The 15,904-nt window shown below is 48.7% G+C and carries 10 protein-coding genes; 6 read left to right on the forward strand and 4 right to left on the reverse strand.

From position 1 onward, the window contains the following. Positions 1-53: 53 nt before the first annotated feature. Both AC1DYT_RS21625 and AC1DYT_RS21630 read left to right on the forward strand, forming a co-directional pair. Complete coding sequence (locus AC1DYT_RS21625; RefSeq protein WP_477471595.1) at positions 54-434, forward strand: hypothetical protein; 381 nt, start codon at positions 54-56, stop codon at positions 432-434. 46 nt (positions 435-480) lie between these two features. Further along, on the forward strand, positions 481-1,197 hold the full coding sequence (locus AC1DYT_RS21630; RefSeq protein ID WP_477471596.1) for a pyridoxine 5'-phosphate synthase: 717 nt from the start codon (positions 481-483) through the stop codon (positions 1,195-1,197). On the opposite strand, the gene AC1DYT_RS21635 is transcribed toward AC1DYT_RS21630, so the two are convergent. Both AC1DYT_RS21635 and AC1DYT_RS21640 read right to left on the reverse strand, forming a co-directional pair. Continuing rightward, positions 1,194-4,619, reverse strand: coding sequence for a gliding motility-associated C-terminal domain-containing protein (locus tag AC1DYT_RS21635; protein WP_477471597.1), 3,426 nt, complete (start codon positions 4,617-4,619; stop codon positions 1,194-1,196). The two genes, AC1DYT_RS21630 and AC1DYT_RS21635, sit on opposite strands and share 4 nt — an antisense overlap. A gap of 47 nt (positions 4,620-4,666) precedes the next feature. After that, positions 4,667-6,349 carry a gliding motility-associated C-terminal domain-containing protein gene (locus AC1DYT_RS21640; RefSeq protein ID WP_477471598.1) on the reverse strand — a complete coding sequence of 561 codons (1,683 nt, stop codon included), beginning with the start codon at positions 6,347-6,349 and terminating at the stop codon, positions 4,667-4,669. A 126-nt stretch (positions 6,350-6,475) separates the two neighbouring features. Here AC1DYT_RS21640 and gcvP point away from each other — a divergent pair, with 126 nt between their 5' ends. After that, complete coding sequence (gene gcvP / locus AC1DYT_RS21645) at positions 6,476-9,385, forward strand: aminomethyl-transferring glycine dehydrogenase (protein WP_477471599.1); 2,910 nt, start codon at positions 6,476-6,478, stop codon at positions 9,383-9,385. Between the two features lie 115 nt (positions 9,386-9,500). Next, positions 9,501-9,920 carry a hypothetical protein gene (locus AC1DYT_RS21650; RefSeq protein WP_477471600.1) on the forward strand — a complete coding sequence of 140 codons (420 nt, stop codon included), beginning with the start codon at positions 9,501-9,503 and terminating at the stop codon, positions 9,918-9,920. 151 nt (positions 9,921-10,071) lie between these two features. On the opposite strand, the gene AC1DYT_RS21655 is transcribed toward AC1DYT_RS21650, so the two are convergent. Together AC1DYT_RS21655 and AC1DYT_RS21660 are read right to left on the reverse strand one after the other, a co-directional pair. Beyond that, complete coding sequence (locus AC1DYT_RS21655) at positions 10,072-10,827, reverse strand: NADAR family protein (RefSeq protein ID WP_477471601.1); 756 nt, start codon at positions 10,825-10,827, stop codon at positions 10,072-10,074. Positions 10,828-11,017: 190 nt separating this feature from the next. Then, positions 11,018-12,160: an FAD-dependent oxidoreductase gene (locus AC1DYT_RS21660; RefSeq protein WP_477471602.1), complete on the reverse strand. Its 1,143-nt coding sequence runs from the start codon at positions 12,158-12,160 to the stop codon at positions 11,018-11,020. Between the two features lie 131 nt (positions 12,161-12,291). Between AC1DYT_RS21660 and AC1DYT_RS21665 the strand changes: the two genes are divergently transcribed. Both AC1DYT_RS21665 and AC1DYT_RS21670 read left to right on the forward strand, forming a co-directional pair. Next, entirely contained in the window at positions 12,292-13,284 is a 993-nt protein-coding gene (locus AC1DYT_RS21665) for a polysaccharide deacetylase family protein (RefSeq protein WP_477471603.1), read from the forward strand. 128 nt (positions 13,285-13,412) lie between these two features. Next, positions 13,413-15,773 (forward strand): PAS domain S-box protein, encoded by a 2,361-nt coding sequence (locus AC1DYT_RS21670; RefSeq protein ID WP_477471604.1) that lies wholly within the window; start codon positions 13,413-13,415, stop codon positions 15,771-15,773. Positions 15,774-15,904 lie beyond the last annotated feature (131 nt).

Consider the following 15,904-nt stretch of genomic DNA (forward strand, 5'->3'; position numbering starts at 1 on the left):
CGCCATTAGGCATTATCATAATAGTAGGAATCGTCACAACTATTTTCACAACCGTGCAGTTGAGATGGGAATATACCTACAGCGTGGTGATCAACACCGATAAAAAGCAGGTAATCGTCGTAAGCAAAAGCCGCACGAATACGGTAATAGATACAGTGCCTTTTGAGGAAGCGTACTTCACTTATAAAAAACGATTTGATTATTATGGGCGCGGCCCTGGAGAGTTTGTTGGCGTCCGCTTCGGGCATTCAAAGCCGCTCAGGAATATCCTGCAAATGGAATGTAAGCAAAAAACCCTGGCAATTTTAGTGCCCTGGCAGGATGGTTGGGACAACAGGATGATTACGAGCCTTGCTAACGACCTCGCAGCAGCCGGCGTAAAACAAGTTGTAGATAAAGGCAACGATAAGGAAATTGTGGTAATTCCTGCATAAATATAAACCTTACCGCTATATTGCCATAACTATTACCTTTGCCCCTATGGCACGCTTATCTGTAAACATCAATAAAATTGCAACGCTGCGTAATTCGCGCGGCGGCGATAACCCCAATCTGATACAGGTTGCAAAAGATTGCGAACGTTTTGGCGCACAGGGCATAACGGTACACCCCCGGCCCGATGAGCGGCACATCCGTTACAACGATGTTTTCGAACTGAAGCGGGTGGTAAAAACCGAGTTCAATATAGAGGGCAACTGCGAGGAAGAAAAATTCGTGAACCTGGTGCTGGCCAATAAACCCGAGCAGGTTACTTTGGTGCCCGATATTTTGGGGCAGATTACCAGCAACCACGGTTGGGACACCATAGCCAACCAGCATTATCTGCAAAAGATAATCAAGGTGTTCAAAGATGAAGGCATTCGCGTTTCGATATTCGTGGACCCGGTGGTTGATATGGTGAAAGCCGCCGCCACCACCGGTACCGACCGCATAGAACTATACACCGAAGCCTACGCCACCCAATATCACCAAAACAAAGCGCAAGCCATTGCGCCTTATGTAAAGGCCGCCGAAGTAGCCCATGAACTTGGCCTGGGCATAAACGCCGGGCACGACCTGGATTTGCACAACCTCAAATACTTCGCCCAAAATATCCCCACGCTGGATGAGGTAAGTATAGGCCATGCCCTCATCAGCGACGCCCTGTATTACGGCCTTGAAAACACCATACAGATGTACCTGCGCCAATTGGCTTAACGGATGATAGTGACGTTACCCGATAACACATCGCCCTTTTTCAAAGTGATGATATAGTAGTACACACCCACTGGTAACGGTTTGCCGTTGCTTGTGCCGTCGAACGGTTTTGCGTAACCTATTGATTGGAAAACCGGGGTTCCGTAGCGGTTAAAAATATTCACTTTAGCATTTGGGTAAGTATCCAGGCCCGGTATGTTCCAGTAATCGTTGATGCCATCGCCATTGGGGGTAAACGTATTGGGGATATTGCCATTTAAGGCACTCAAAAACACCTTAACTTCTGTACGGGCGCTTTCGCAATAACCATAGGTGAGGCTCACATAATAGCTGCGGCTTTCGGTTACGTTAATTTTGATATTGCCTCCTATTGTATCTTTAATGGGCTGCGGACTGGTTGCTGTTTCGTATATGCGGTATATGGCCGTTGGGAAGGGGCTGTTAACCTTTATAACAGCGGGGCCGGTATTGTAAACTTGTATATTATTTGCAGATGGCGAGGGGGGCGTTACCGCCTCATCAATTATGGTGTAAGGGATTTCGGCAAGGCTGCAGCCACCATCGGTAATACGCAGTTTATAATGGCCTTTTAAAACGTCGGTTAATGTCGGCTGATTTTTGCCGGGTATTGGGCTGTCGTTGTTATCGGCATCGAGCCATTGATAGGTATAGTTGCCGGTACCCCCGCTTATGGCAATGCCAGATACGCCCCCAATGCCAACGCCGCATTGCGTATTAGTTACCGTACCAAAGTTGGTTACGTTAAATTCGGGGTACTGCGCTACCACATAATCGTCACGGTACAGGTTCTCGCAATAGTTGTTATCGGTTAAATACAGTTTATAGGTTCCGGAGGGCAGGAATTGCACAAGCTTATCGAAGCCGACATTTTCGCCCGCGCTGTTAACCCAACGATATTTGAGGGGCTGCGCGTTGGCGTTATCGGTATTAGCTGTTAGCGTACCTGTATTAAACGCCTGGCACGATTTTGTAGAAGTATAAGTTATGCCTGTAAAAACGGCAGGTGGAAAACCCGCTACCTCAAAATCATAGCTTTTGCTGCAGGTAGTGTTGCTGATGGTTAGCGTATAAAAGCCAGCCGGCACGCCTGTAAGATCCAACAGGTGCCCTACGTTGGTGGCAGTGCCGGTGATGGCCCACTCAAAGGCAGTTGCGCCGGGCGCCTTCAGGCCGGTGATAGAGCCGTTGTTTTGATTGCAGGTTGCCGAGCGGCCGCCCTGGCCGGTTAGATCGAGCGATACGCCGTTGCTTTCCAATATTTCTATCTCAGAACTATAAACCGGGGCGCAATTAGACTCATCCGTTACCCGTAACCGGTATTTGCCGGAATATTGATTGGTAGGGTCTGCCGATGTACTTACCTCCTGGTCCTGCGCGTTACGCCAGCTATATTTTAAGGTGCCGGTACCGCCCGTTGCATAAATACCATGGATGGCGCCTGTGGGGCTGTTGCAATCGCTCGGGGTGGTGGTGTAGGAAGATTCTACAATTACAGGTACAGAGGCATTTGCGAGGTTGACAGGACCATAGGTAACTTCGCAGCCGTTTGTTGTTGTAACCGTTAATGTATAAACGCCGCCCGGCACATCCTTCAGGTAAAGGTCCCTGCCTGCTATAACCATACTTTGGTTTCGCCAGATGCTAGATTGAATGCTGGCAACATTGCTGTTCTCTATGTATAAACCTCCGATAGAACCATCGTTACCGCTGCATGAATTTGGCGATACGCTGATATTCGCATCATTAATTACCGGGGTTGCATCAACCAATGTATAACCATTGCTGGTAATACTACACTTATCGCTTAGGTAGGCTGTGAATTTGTAATCGCCTGCCGGAAGGCCGCTAACGTCTAAATTTGTCCCCACTATCGTACCTGCGGCATTTTTCCATTCGATACGCGTTGAGTTGGCGAGCTTTAAGCCTGTAATAGAACCATTGCTCTTACCGCACGACGGATTGATCTTTACAAGTTTTGAATCATCATAAGCTACTTTGGCAAACATGGAGGTACGGCCATCGATAGTTGCGGATGCCGTATAACCTATGGACTGATTGGCGGTTATGTATTGCCACGAGCCGCTTGCATCAGCCGTTACCGATGCAAGGTATTTCGAAGGTTCGCAAAGCTGGCATTGGCTATCGCTAAAAATTTCAACCTCGGCACCAGGTGTTGCAGTGCCTGTGATGATGCCGTTATCTATGTTACTTATGGATATCACCGGCACCGGAACCTCGGATTCGATGATCTTGAAAGATTCTGCTGTTGTTTTGCAACTGAACGAATTGCGCTGCAAGCGCACCCTGTCGCAATGATGTGAATATACAGCAGGGATATTATAATTGTTATACGCCCCATTATTTATAATATTGGCATCGCCCGGGGCAGGCCCGCCTACAATAGCATTAGTAACATAGAAAAGATAAAATGGCGTGTTAGAGGTGCTTTGTAAATCGGGTTGATGCGCCGCATTTAGGTTTGTTATGTTACCTTTTATCTCCACCATGCCGCTTACATCGCTTATCAGATTGGCTGCATCATAATTATAAATGTTGTTTTCAATCAAAAGATTTTTAATTGCCTTAAAGTAATATTGGCCCGTTGTTCCTACACTGTTTGCTTTAAAGCCAAACGTGTTGTTTTTAATAGTGCAGTTAGCGATAGGCACGGTACCGCCGGTGTTGGCGTCGAAACCTGTAATTAAACTTGGCCTGTCGTACGCGCCAAAAGCAAAAACATTACCCTCGGCACCGGTATCTCCGCCAACAACAACAGGGGTAGAGGCATATACGCGTAAACTACTGGTATAGGTGGCGTACGCCGGCTCGTTTGTTTCCAGATCCAGGCCAAAAATATTAGATGATACCTTTATATTATTTCCTCTCAATATATAAACTCCGTCATCGGTATAACCAAAAGCATTGCCTTTGCCGGTGTTTCCTATCAATATATTACTGCTATCCCAAATGCGAATAGCGGCGGTGTTGCCAAAATCAAAGAAATTTGTAAAGTAGATAGCATATATTTCGATATTGGCAATCCTCTTGCCATATAATCCCTGCACAGTTGTTCCAAACACCCAGTTTGTCCTTAAAATAACTTTCGCATCAGAAATGCCGATCTTATTGCCCGGCTGCGTGCTTCCGTCAATAGCCAGGTTCGAACTCAGATCGGGCAAATTGGTTGCAATCGTTATCGTCCGCCCCGCTACGCTTACATCCGGGAAATTGAAGTTGATAAAATCTTTCACGCCACTGCCATTCGCCGCGGCCAGCGTCAAAGCCTCCCGCAAAGTGCCGGGGCCGCTATCGGCATTACTGGTTACGGTAAACACATCTGCCTTTGCGGTAAAAGCACATAGTAACAAGATGATGAAGGTAAAAAGCCTGGAGTAACGCATCGGATATTCAACCTGCAAAATAGCCAATTGCCTTGCAATTCTTCAATTTAATGCAGAATAGTGAGGCTGCCTGCTATTTCGCCGTAACAGGCCCGCTTTTTCAGGTCGATGGTGTAGTAGTAAACGCCATTGGGCAGCAATCGGCCCCGGCTGCGCCCATCAAACGGCACGCCATAACCTCTGGAACTATATACCGTGTGCCCGTAACGGTCGAATACCTTTACATCCGCATCGGGGAAGGCCTCGATGCCCGATATCTTCCATACATCATTTACGCCATCGCTATTGGGGGTGAAAGCATTGGGGAAATCAATACTGGCTACCACAACTTCGGTAACTTTTATGCGTTCGCTCTCGCAATCGAAACGCTTGCGCGACACGTAGAAATCGGTAGTCTCAGACACCTTCCTGTAAAACTCGCCGAATTTATTACTGTCGACCGCTAGCGTGTCCTGTTCTGATAGATAAAGCTTGAAAATATCGGTAGTATCTACATGGTCTTTTATCTTCAGCGCAGCAATGCCGGGCAGGCAAAGGGTAGCACCATCCACTATTGGTGGTGGCAGCGGGGGCGAGTCGTTCAGCAAGGTAAAAATAGCCGTGGCTTTACACGCAGGGCCCTTACGGGCCGTAAATTCATAACGGCCCTCTCCCACTCTAAAAAGCGTTTTATTAGTGCTTATGGTTTGGCCCGTCTTCAGGTCTACCCATTTATAAGTGGCTCCAAGTGCCACGCCGATGGTAACCGGCGTAATACCGCCAATGTGCTGCCCGCATCTGTCGTTGGCTACGAAGCTTTTCGCCATATCGATGCTGGGGTCATCGTATCCGATGGTGTATGTGCCCAGCAATGCCGGGCAGCCCCCGTCTAGCTGCACATAAAAGTTGTAAGTACCCTGGTCTACATCCCTCAATTCCACTTTAAAGGTTGGCCTATCGGTAAACAACAACCCTTCGCCTACGTGTAACTGCGCCGGGTCATCGGCAAGTATAAAGAAACGGGTGAGCGTTGGCCCGCCCTGCTCTACTGAAAGATTGATGATGAGCGAAGTGGCTACCGTGCAACTACCGTTGGTGATAGAATAATCGATTACTGTAGGCGTACTGAAATTGGCCTGCATAGGTATAGTAACAGGCTTGCTTACGGCTACGCAGCCGCTGCTATTGGTAGCCGTAAGCGTATAAGTACCGGCCGGGGCGTTCAGCAAATCAGCGGTGGTAGTTGAGGCGTACTCCTTGCCCGAAACATCCTTCCACGAATAAGATGAAGCATTAACTACTTTGATGCCTTTAATAGAGCCGCTTGTTGTACAGGTAGCGCTGCCGATAGCAGGGTTATCATCATCTAAGGTAATGGCGTTTGCACCGGCTATTACATACGGTTTTGAAAATACCGAATTACTGCAGCCGCTGTTATCTGTAATCTCCAGCCGGTAAATCCCTTCGCCTATGGCGGGCAAATCCAGATTATGGCCCACTATGGTATTGCTGCCGTTGCGCCAGGCGTAGGTTACCTTGGTGCCATCGCTGTGGATGGTGAGCCCGCTAATGCTGCCGTCGGTTTTGCCGCAGCCGGGCATCACCACTTTTTCGTTCTCGTAGGTAATAGTGGGGCAATCGAAATTTGGGCGGGTAATACTTTTTTTCGGCAAAGGCGCCCCTGCTGCCCGTGAAGTTATGAGCGGGCCGCGTATCAACAACAGCAATATCAGGCATTTGAGCAACTTCATATTTGGGTACAGCTATAAAGATACAAACTTTGCTTATTGTAAATACCCTGTCAATATCATGTTACTCAATTGTTACTCACCGCCTAAAATTGTACCTTTGCGCTAAATTTAAGGGACACCCATTTGATGAAGCTGAACATAGATTACCAGGAAAAATTCCAGCACAGGCACATAGCCCCCAACCCCGCAGATACCGAAAAAATGTTGAAGACTATAGGCGTGGAAACGCTTGAGCAACTGATAGATGAAACGGTACCGGCCAAAATAAGGCTTAAAGCGCCGTTGAATTTACCCGCTGCCAAAAGCGAGTTCGATTACCTGAACACACTGAAGGTAACGGCATCAAAAAACAAAGTTTTTAAATCGTACATCGGCCAGGGTTATTATGATGTGATCGTGCCGGGCGTTATCCAACGCAATATTTTGGAGAACCCGGGATGGTACACCCAATACACCCCGTACCAGGCCGAGATTGCCCAGGGCCGTTTACAGGCGCTACTCAACTTCCAAACCATGGTTATCGACCTTACCGGGATGGAAATTGCCAACGCATCGTTACTGGACGAAGGCACCGCCGCTGCTGAAGCGATGTTTATGCAATACAGCCTGCGCAAAAACCAAAAAGCAACCGTGTTTTTTGTGAGCGAGGAGCTGTTCCCCCAAACTATCGACATCTTAAAAACCCGCAGCCAGCCTTATGGCATTACCCTGCAGATAGGCAACCACCAAAACGCGGAGCTAACCGATAATATGTTCGGCGCCATTGTACAATACCCTGCCGGCGATGGCCAGGTGTATAACTACAAAGCCTTTGCCGACCAGCTCCACGAAAAAAATATAAAACTGACCGTTGTTGCCGATATTATGAGCCTTACCCTGCTCAGCCCTCCGGGCGAATGGGGTGCGGATATCGTGGTGGGTAGCACCCAGCGCTTTGGCGTACCCATGGGCTTCGGTGGCCCGCACGCGGCTTACTTTGCTACTAAAGAAGAATACAAACGCTCTATCCCCGGCCGTATCATCGGCGTAACTATCGATGCAGCGGGTAACTACGCTTTGCGCATGGCCCTGCAAACCCGCGAGCAGCACATCCGCCGCGACAAAGCAACCTCCAACATCTGTACCGCACAGGCATTGCTGGCTATTATGGCCGGTATGTATGCCGTGTACCATGGCCCAAAAGGCGTAAAGCTGATAGCCGAACGCATTCACGGCTTAACCGTATTGCTGGCTTCGTCGCTTAACGAATTAGGCTTTGAGCAGTTGAACAAAGTATATTTTGATACCCTGAAATTCGACCTGGGCGTATTGGCCGGGCCGATACATTCAGAGGCCTTAAACAACGAATCAAATTTCCATTACAACGGTACCGAGGTAACCATCTCCTTAGACGAAACTACCTCGCCTGAGGATGTGAAGAACATCGTACGTTTCTTTGCCAAAGTAAAAGGCAAAAGCCTGAGCGATGCCAATTTCGATGGGTTGCGCGACAGCATCGAGTCGGTTATCCCGGCCGATTTGCAGCGTACCTCGGCTTACTTAACGCACGCCTTGTTCAACTCGCACCACAGCGAGCACGAGATGCTGCGTTACATCAAATCATTAGAGACCAAGGACCTTTCGCTTTGCCACTCGATGATTGCCCTGGGCAGTTGCACCATGAAGCTGAACGCCACAACCGAAATGGTACCCGTTACCTGGGCTGAGTTCAGCAAGATGCACCCCTTTGCACCAACCGACCAGGTTGGCGGCTACATGCAATTGTTTGATGAATTGAACAAATGGCTGAGCGAAATTACCGGCTTTGCCGCCATGAGCCTGCAGCCGAATGCCGGCGCACAAGGCGAGTATGCCGGGCTGATGGTTATCCGCGCATATCATCACGATCGTGGCGATACGCACCGGAACATCGCGCTTATCCCGTCATCTGCCCACGGTACCAACCCTGCATCTGCAGCAATGGCTGGGATGAAGATCGTAGTGGTAAAATGCGACGAGAACGGTAATATCGACGTGGAAGACATGCGTGCCCGCGCCGAGCAATACAAAAACGAACTAAGTTGCCTGATGGTGACCTACCCATCAACCCACGGCGTGTTCGAGGAGTCGATTATCGAGATTTGCGAGATCATCCACGCTAACGGCGGCCAGGTTTATATGGATGGCGCTAACATGAACGCGCAGGTAGGCTTAACCAGCCCCGCCAATATAGGTGCCGATGTTTGCCACCTGAATTTACACAAAACCTTCTGCATACCGCACGGCGGTGGCGGCCCGGGTATGGGCCCTATCGGTGTTGCGAAACACCTGGTGCCTTACCTGCCGGGCCATGCTGTGGTTGATATCGATAACGGCAAAGCTATCCACGCGGTGTCATCGGCACCATGGGGTTCGGCCTCTATCCTGATTATCTCGCATGCTTACATCGCTATGATGGGCGGCGACGGGCTAACCAACGCCACCCGTTACGCTATACTCAACGCCAACTATATCAAAACCCGCCTTAAAGCGCATTATAACGTATTGTACACCGGCAGCAAAGGCCGTTGTGCGCACGAGATGATATTGGATTGCCGCTCGTTTAAAGCCTATGGCATCGAAGTAGTGGATATTGCCAAACGATTGATGGATTACGGTTTCCACGCGCCAACAGTATCCTTCCCGGTTGCAGGTACGGTAATGATAGAGCCAACAGAATCGGAACCGAAGCATGAACTTGACCGTTTCTGCGATGCCATGATTTCCATCCGCCACGAAATTGAGGATGTAGAGAAAGGCCTGTTAGATAAAACAGATAACCCGCTGAAAAATGCGCCGCACACCTCAGCCGTAATTACCAGCAACGAATGGGAGCACCCATACACTCGCCAGAAAGCAGGTTTCCCGCTGCCATATGTAGCAGCTTACAAATTCTGGCCATCGGTTGGCCGCGTAAACGACACCTATGGCGACAGGACTTTAATATGCTCCTGCCCGCCGCTAAGCGATTACGAGTTTGAAGAAAGCGAAGTAACTACGCCGGAATACGGAACGTAAATCCGGATGTGCAGATGTGCAGATTTCAAATGTGCAGATAAAATGATTAGATTGAGGCTCCTATTTTGGGGGCCTTTTTTGGTTGAGAAGAGGCTGAATTTTTTAATCTTTACAAGTGAGTAACGTTATAAAAACAATCGATTTAGTAAGCGATTTTCAGAAAAGGTCTGTCGCTCAGATCAATGAGGCAGTTTTTAAAGAAAAAAATATGGCTGGCGAAACCATATTTGAGATTTTGATTTGGTGGTATTATTTCGATTGGATTTTGTTTTCATATCCTGATTACGAGTCTCTTCCCAAGGAAAGTATTCTTTATAAATATTGCTGGTCGACTTTATACGGAAAGGAGACTTGGGGAGATTATACCGAAGGCGAGGTGGAGGTAGATCGGCTTGAGGAGTTTTACGTGCACCTCAAATCTATTACATTGCGGGATGAACTTAATGTTGAAAAGGAGTTTGCTGCAATACTCGAGATATGCGAGTCTGCTATAAAACACAAAAATAAACTGTTTTTTATAGCAGATTATCTTTGATGAGATTCCTTTGCGTCTCCGCGCCTTTGCGTGATAATAATTCGCCTGCAAGGCTCTGTGAACCTCTGTGGCTCCTCTGCGCCTCTCTGCGGTTAAAAGAAAGTGCGCGGTGATTTTTCAACACAGAGATTTACAAGTTTATCATTGAGCGTTATGGCCAATTGAAAGGTGCTGGATGAGTTAAGTCGAAAATGATTTTGTCTCTCTCATTAAGGCCGTCATAATATTTACTGAAGTTCATTACGATGCTTTCTCCAGCACCCATGCGCCAAAACATATCTGAGGGATCAATTTCTGGATGTACTTTCCATGGGGGCGAGACAGCATCCGCGAGTTCCTGGAAATAGCCGTATTTTATCAGGAATTCGCGCACCTCCATTAGCGCAAAACCTAAAAGATTCAACCCTTCCCAAAAGTAAGGATTGTCGACACCTTCATCGTTTTCTGCCATGCCTATGCCCCAGATTTTGTCTGCCGGGCTGGCTTCAACCAAAATGCGATTACCCGTTTTAATAAGGTAGTCGCTGAACTTTGGATTTTGATTGAACTTATGGATGTTGCCCTTTACAACTATCTCATATCGGTGAGCTAACCAAACTTGTTCGTCAAAACCCGAAATTTCCCGCCCTAGTTTTTTTGCTTCGGCAGGGCTAGTGGCTGAGATAATCTTACAGTAGGTATTTTTGTCCTGAAACAATAAAGCCTTGTTTGCCATCATCCAATGTTCGGTTGAGCGGTATTTTACGCCGTCTACCGTAAAAGGCAATTCAAACCATTGGCTGAAACAAAATTTCCCGACATCCTCGCGTCTTTTGTTGGTATGCCCCCAGAAGAATATGTATTTAATAGGCTCACCGCTGTCGAATCTGTCGGTAAGCCATTGTAGGTTATAATTAGGTTTAATCATTGCGGAGTTTATTTCGCCCGTGTGCACTAAATTAAGTAATACGGTGTCGATAATGAAACCTTTATTTACCGTAGAGCTATTCAAATGTTTCTGAGCCTTCTTTTGCGTCTCCGCGCCTTTGCGTGAAAAACTCACCACGCAAAAGCTCCGCGAATCTCTGCGCCTCCTCCGCGCCCTGCGGTTAAAAAATCTACCCTATCACCCCCATCATAAACCCTATCGCCTCCTCAGAATGCAAAGCCTCCGTCGATTGCATCGTCGTCTCCGCTGTTTCGGATGCCCTTGCCCGCATTTGCTTTTCGTAAGCAGCAATAGCAGAAAGCGTATCCCGGTAATCCTCGCTCAATAAACATTGCGAAAGCTCCAATGCATCCAGCATAGCCATGTTTACGCCTTCGCCGGCGTAGGGTGGCATCAGGTGGGCGGCATCGCCTAACATGGTCAGGTTGGATTGGGCTTCCCAGGTTTGGTCCAATGGCATGCAATATTGCGGGCGGGCAAAGAAGGGGCCGTTGGCGTTCTCGAACAGTTCCAGCCAGATGTCATCCCAACCGGCGTACTCGGCTTTAAACCAGGCGAGTACTTGTGCTTTATCCGTAAAGTCTATCCCGCTGATATGTACCCAATCCTCCGCGCATTTAAAACCGGGATAAAACACCAGGCTGCCATCGCCTTTAGAGCTTACGATAAGGCTTTTCTCATCGCCAAATGCGAATATCTTCCCGCCGTTTAACAACTCATGCATCCTTGGGATAGCTACTTCCGAATGATAAACTGCGCCTTCAATCGCGGTAACGCCCGCATAAAAAGGCTTGATGGGCGTTAAGTACGGGCGCAGTTTGGAGTTAGCGCCATCGGCCGCTATTACCAGATCGGCATAAATGGTAACGCCATTTCTAAATTCCACATTCCAGCCCTCACCTTTTGGCTGCATGCCTACAAACTGGCTATCCCATATAACCGTTTCCGGCTCCAGCGAATTGAGCAGGATATTTTGCAGGGGGCCGCGGTCAATTTCCGGGCGCTTGGTTTCCTGGCGCGGAGTATCTTTATCATCGTATATCAAATTAGCGTGCTTATCAGCAATGCGCAGGGCATCGGCACCGGGGCGGTAATTAGCCCAGAAGGCTTCCATCAGTCCCGCCGCTTCCAAAGCAGCCAGGCCCGATTCTTCGTGCAGATCCAGCGTTGCGCCTTTGGCCCGGGCGTCTTTATGCGCGTCGCGTTCATAAACTTTTACGTCGGCACCGTTCATTTGCATCAGGCGGGCCAGTGTTAAACCGCCGGGGCCGCCGCCTATAATGGCTATTTTTTTATCGTTGATCGTGTTCATCTTAATGGTGCAGGGTTAGGCCCCGCTTATCAGGGTAGACGAGCATCCCCCAAATACATTTTAAAAAATATAAGGGGGTTAACTATCGGCATCAATAACAGTCAAACAGCCATATATTTGCCTCCGCCGATATGAAACACATCAGAATACCCTTCATCATACTTCTGCTTATCACCTTTACGCTCGATACCATTGCCCAAATAAATAACGTGCAGGTTGAAAATTACCGGGTGTATTACGCGCTGGCCAAACGCTTTGGGCAGCCATGGGTCGCGCTGCGCAGTTTTGAGAACCATAACCGCCAAACCCTGCTACTGGTGAACCCGCAGACGCTGGAAACCCGGGTAGACGAAGCCGCAGGCTATCAACTTACGCCAATGACGCTGCCGCAGCTGCGCGCCCTATTCAAGGATACGCCTTACCAAAAAGCGCTTGCCCGCGCCGAAAAGCAATCCATTGCTATACAGGATGCCGGTATAGAAACCGGCCTGCCTACCGAAACAGGCATCAGCCTTACGGCCGATTTATGCCCCTCGCACCGGCCTTTAGACAAGCGCATCTTCAGCGATATTTTTACGGGCTTTAAGAAGTTTGGAAGGCCCGCACCCATCGCATTATCGGTAAGCGGCGTGTGGATGCGGCGGCACCCGCAAGACCTCGACTGGCTAAAAAAGATGGAGGCAATGCACGAGATACACATCACGTGGATAAACCACTCCTTTAACCATCGGGTGAGCGCCACCGCCCCACTCAAACAGAATTTTTTGCTGGAACCAGGCACCGATATTAACTACGAAGTACTGCAAACAGAGCAGGCCATGCTGCGCAACGGGCTACTGCCATCGGTATTCTTCAGGTTCCCGGGGCTGGTATCAGATCAGCAGCTGGTGTATCGGATCACCGGTTTCGGCCTTATCCCCATCGGTACCGATGCCTGGTTGGCCAAGGGGCAACAAGTCCATGCCGGCAGCATCGTGCTTATTCACGGCAACGGCAACGAACCCATAGGCGTTGCCGATTTCATCAAACTGCTGGCCGCCAAAAAAGTAGCCATTGCCGATAAGCAATGGCTACTGTACGATTTACGCGAGGCCGTAGACCAGGAGTTCGAGTCCGATAAATAAGCATTCCGAAACCTGCCATAGACAGCCCATTATAAATATTAAAATAAATTTCATTATCTGCTGTAATTCATGCTTTTATGAAAGTAATAATTTGATATATTCGTAATACCAAAACATCCAATACCCCAGTGACCCATAGCCCTGTTCCAGCCAACGAGCAAGAACGCCTGAAAGCGTTAAGCCGGTACGAGATTTTAGATACGCTAAGCGAATATGAATTCGACCGTATTACGGAGTTGGCGGCTATGGTATGCGATGTGCCTATCTCGCTGATATCGCTGATAGACGAGAAGCGCCAGTGGTTTAAATCGGCACTGGGCCTTGATATGCGCGAAACCCCGCGCGAGATTTCTTTTTGCCGCTACGCCATTATGGATAGTGTATTGATGGAAGTGCCCGATGCTACCCTGGATGCCCGCTTTGAGCACAACAGCGTGGTAACTGGCCCGCCCAATATTCGTTTTTATGCCGGCTACCCCCTGGTAGACCCCGAAGGGCACGCGCTGGGTACCCTTTGCGTAATAGACCGGAAGGAACGCCACCTTAGCGATAAGCAAAAACGCGCCCTCCAATTACTGGCCGGCGAAGTGATAGACCTTATTGTAGAGCGCCGCCATAAACAGGAACTGGTGAATTTTCAGAAGATATTCAACCTCTCTAACGACCTGGTTTTTGTGGGTGGCGATGATGGGTACTTTAAAAAGGTTAACCCCGCTTTTACCCGCGTTTTGGGCTGGAGCGAAGACTACCTGTTGAACACCTCTACTTTTGAATTTATCCATCCCGACGATGTAGCAGGCACCGCCCTACAGATGGAAAGGCTGGGCGAGGGCGAGCCTACTGTCAACTTCCTGCAACGTTTTAAAACCATAACGGGGCAGTATAAAACTATACAATGGACATCTACCCCAGAGCCCGTCACGGGCAATATATTCGGCATAGGCCGCGATGTTACCGAAAAACTAAAGCTCGAGAAAACATTGGACCGAACCCGCGATATGCTGGAACGTACCAACAAAGTAGCACGGGTAGGCGGCTGGGAGCTTGATTTGCGCAAGCAAAAACTGCACTGGACATCCGTTACCAGGGATATACACGGCATGCCGGCCGATTATGAGCCCAGCCTGACCGGCGCTCTGGAATTTTACAAACCCGGCGAAAGCCGCGAAATGCTAACCGCGGCCATAAATAATGCCATAAGCAAGGGCACCCCGTGGAACCTGGATCTGCAAATAACCAATGCCCATGGGAAAGAAATCTGGGTTCGCGTTATTGGTAATGTGGTTTTTGAAGACGGCGTTTGCAAGCGCTTATGGGGCACCTTTCAGGATATAGACGACCATAAACACGTGGAAATTGCCCTGATGCAGGCCGTCAGCAGCCAAAAAAAACTGAACAAAGAATTGAAAGAACAAGTGGCCCTGGTACAGAAGCAGGATAAAACCATACAGGATATACAGGAGTACAGGTTCCTGGCCGATTCGATACCGGAGATTATCTGGACATCTAACCCCGATGGCAGCCTGGATTATTACAACCGCTACTGGTTTGACTATACCGGCCTTACGCTGGACGAAACCGCCAAATTTGGATGGCCCGCTGTTTTGCATCCCGACGATATCGAAAAAGACTACCTTTTGTGGGCAAACTGCCTGGCCAGCGGTACGCCATACCAATCTGAAGTACGTTTTAAGCGCATAACCGATGGTGCCTATCGCTGGCATTTATCACGCGCGCTACCGATGAAGAACGACAAAGGCGAAATAGTAAAATGGTTTGGCTCATGTACCGATATAGACGAATACAAACGTGCGCTTAACCTGGAAAACAGGATAAGCCAGTTTGAAGATTTCAACCGCATCATAGCCCACAACCTGCGCGGCCCCGCCGCCAGTATAGAAATGCTGCTGAAAATGATAGAGGAGGAGGAAACGGCCGAAGAGAAAGATACGCTTTTTGGTATGCTGAAAACCAGCAGCTTTACCCTTAACGATACGCTCGACGAACTGATGAAGGTGCTGGAAGTACGCAACAACAAAAACATGGCGTACGACCAATGCTTCCTGCCCGAGATGGTTACCGTTACCGATGCCATGCTAAAGGGTCAGATAGTAGCCACAAAGGCCAAAATAACCACCAGCCTGCAGGTACCTATGATGATGTTTCCGAGAATGTACCTCGAGAGCATCTTTTATAATATGGTGAGCAACTCGCTCAAGTACAGCAAGCCCGGCGTACCGCCAGAAATTTCTATAAGTTCGAAAACCGAAAACGGTCGCGTGGTGCTGGAATTCAGCGATAACGGGCTGGGGATAGACCTTGGCCGTCACGGCCAAAACATGTTCAAACTGAACAGCGTGTTCCACAAAGGCTACGATAGCAAGGGCGTGGGCCTCTTCATGACCAAAACCCAGATAGAAACCTTCGGCGGGAAAATCACCGTAGACAGCGAGCCCAACGTGGGGACTAAGTTTACGATAGTGCTGTAGTTTTTTTGTCGCGCAAAGACGCTAAGAACGCAAAGGTAAAACTCTAAACTTAGCGGCTTTGCGTGTCCTCCTGCAACATCGCAGATTAATCTTAATAAATTCTGTGAAATTCCACAGAATTATGCACAACG

This window comes from Mucilaginibacter sp. P1_D10, from assembly GCF_056406215.1.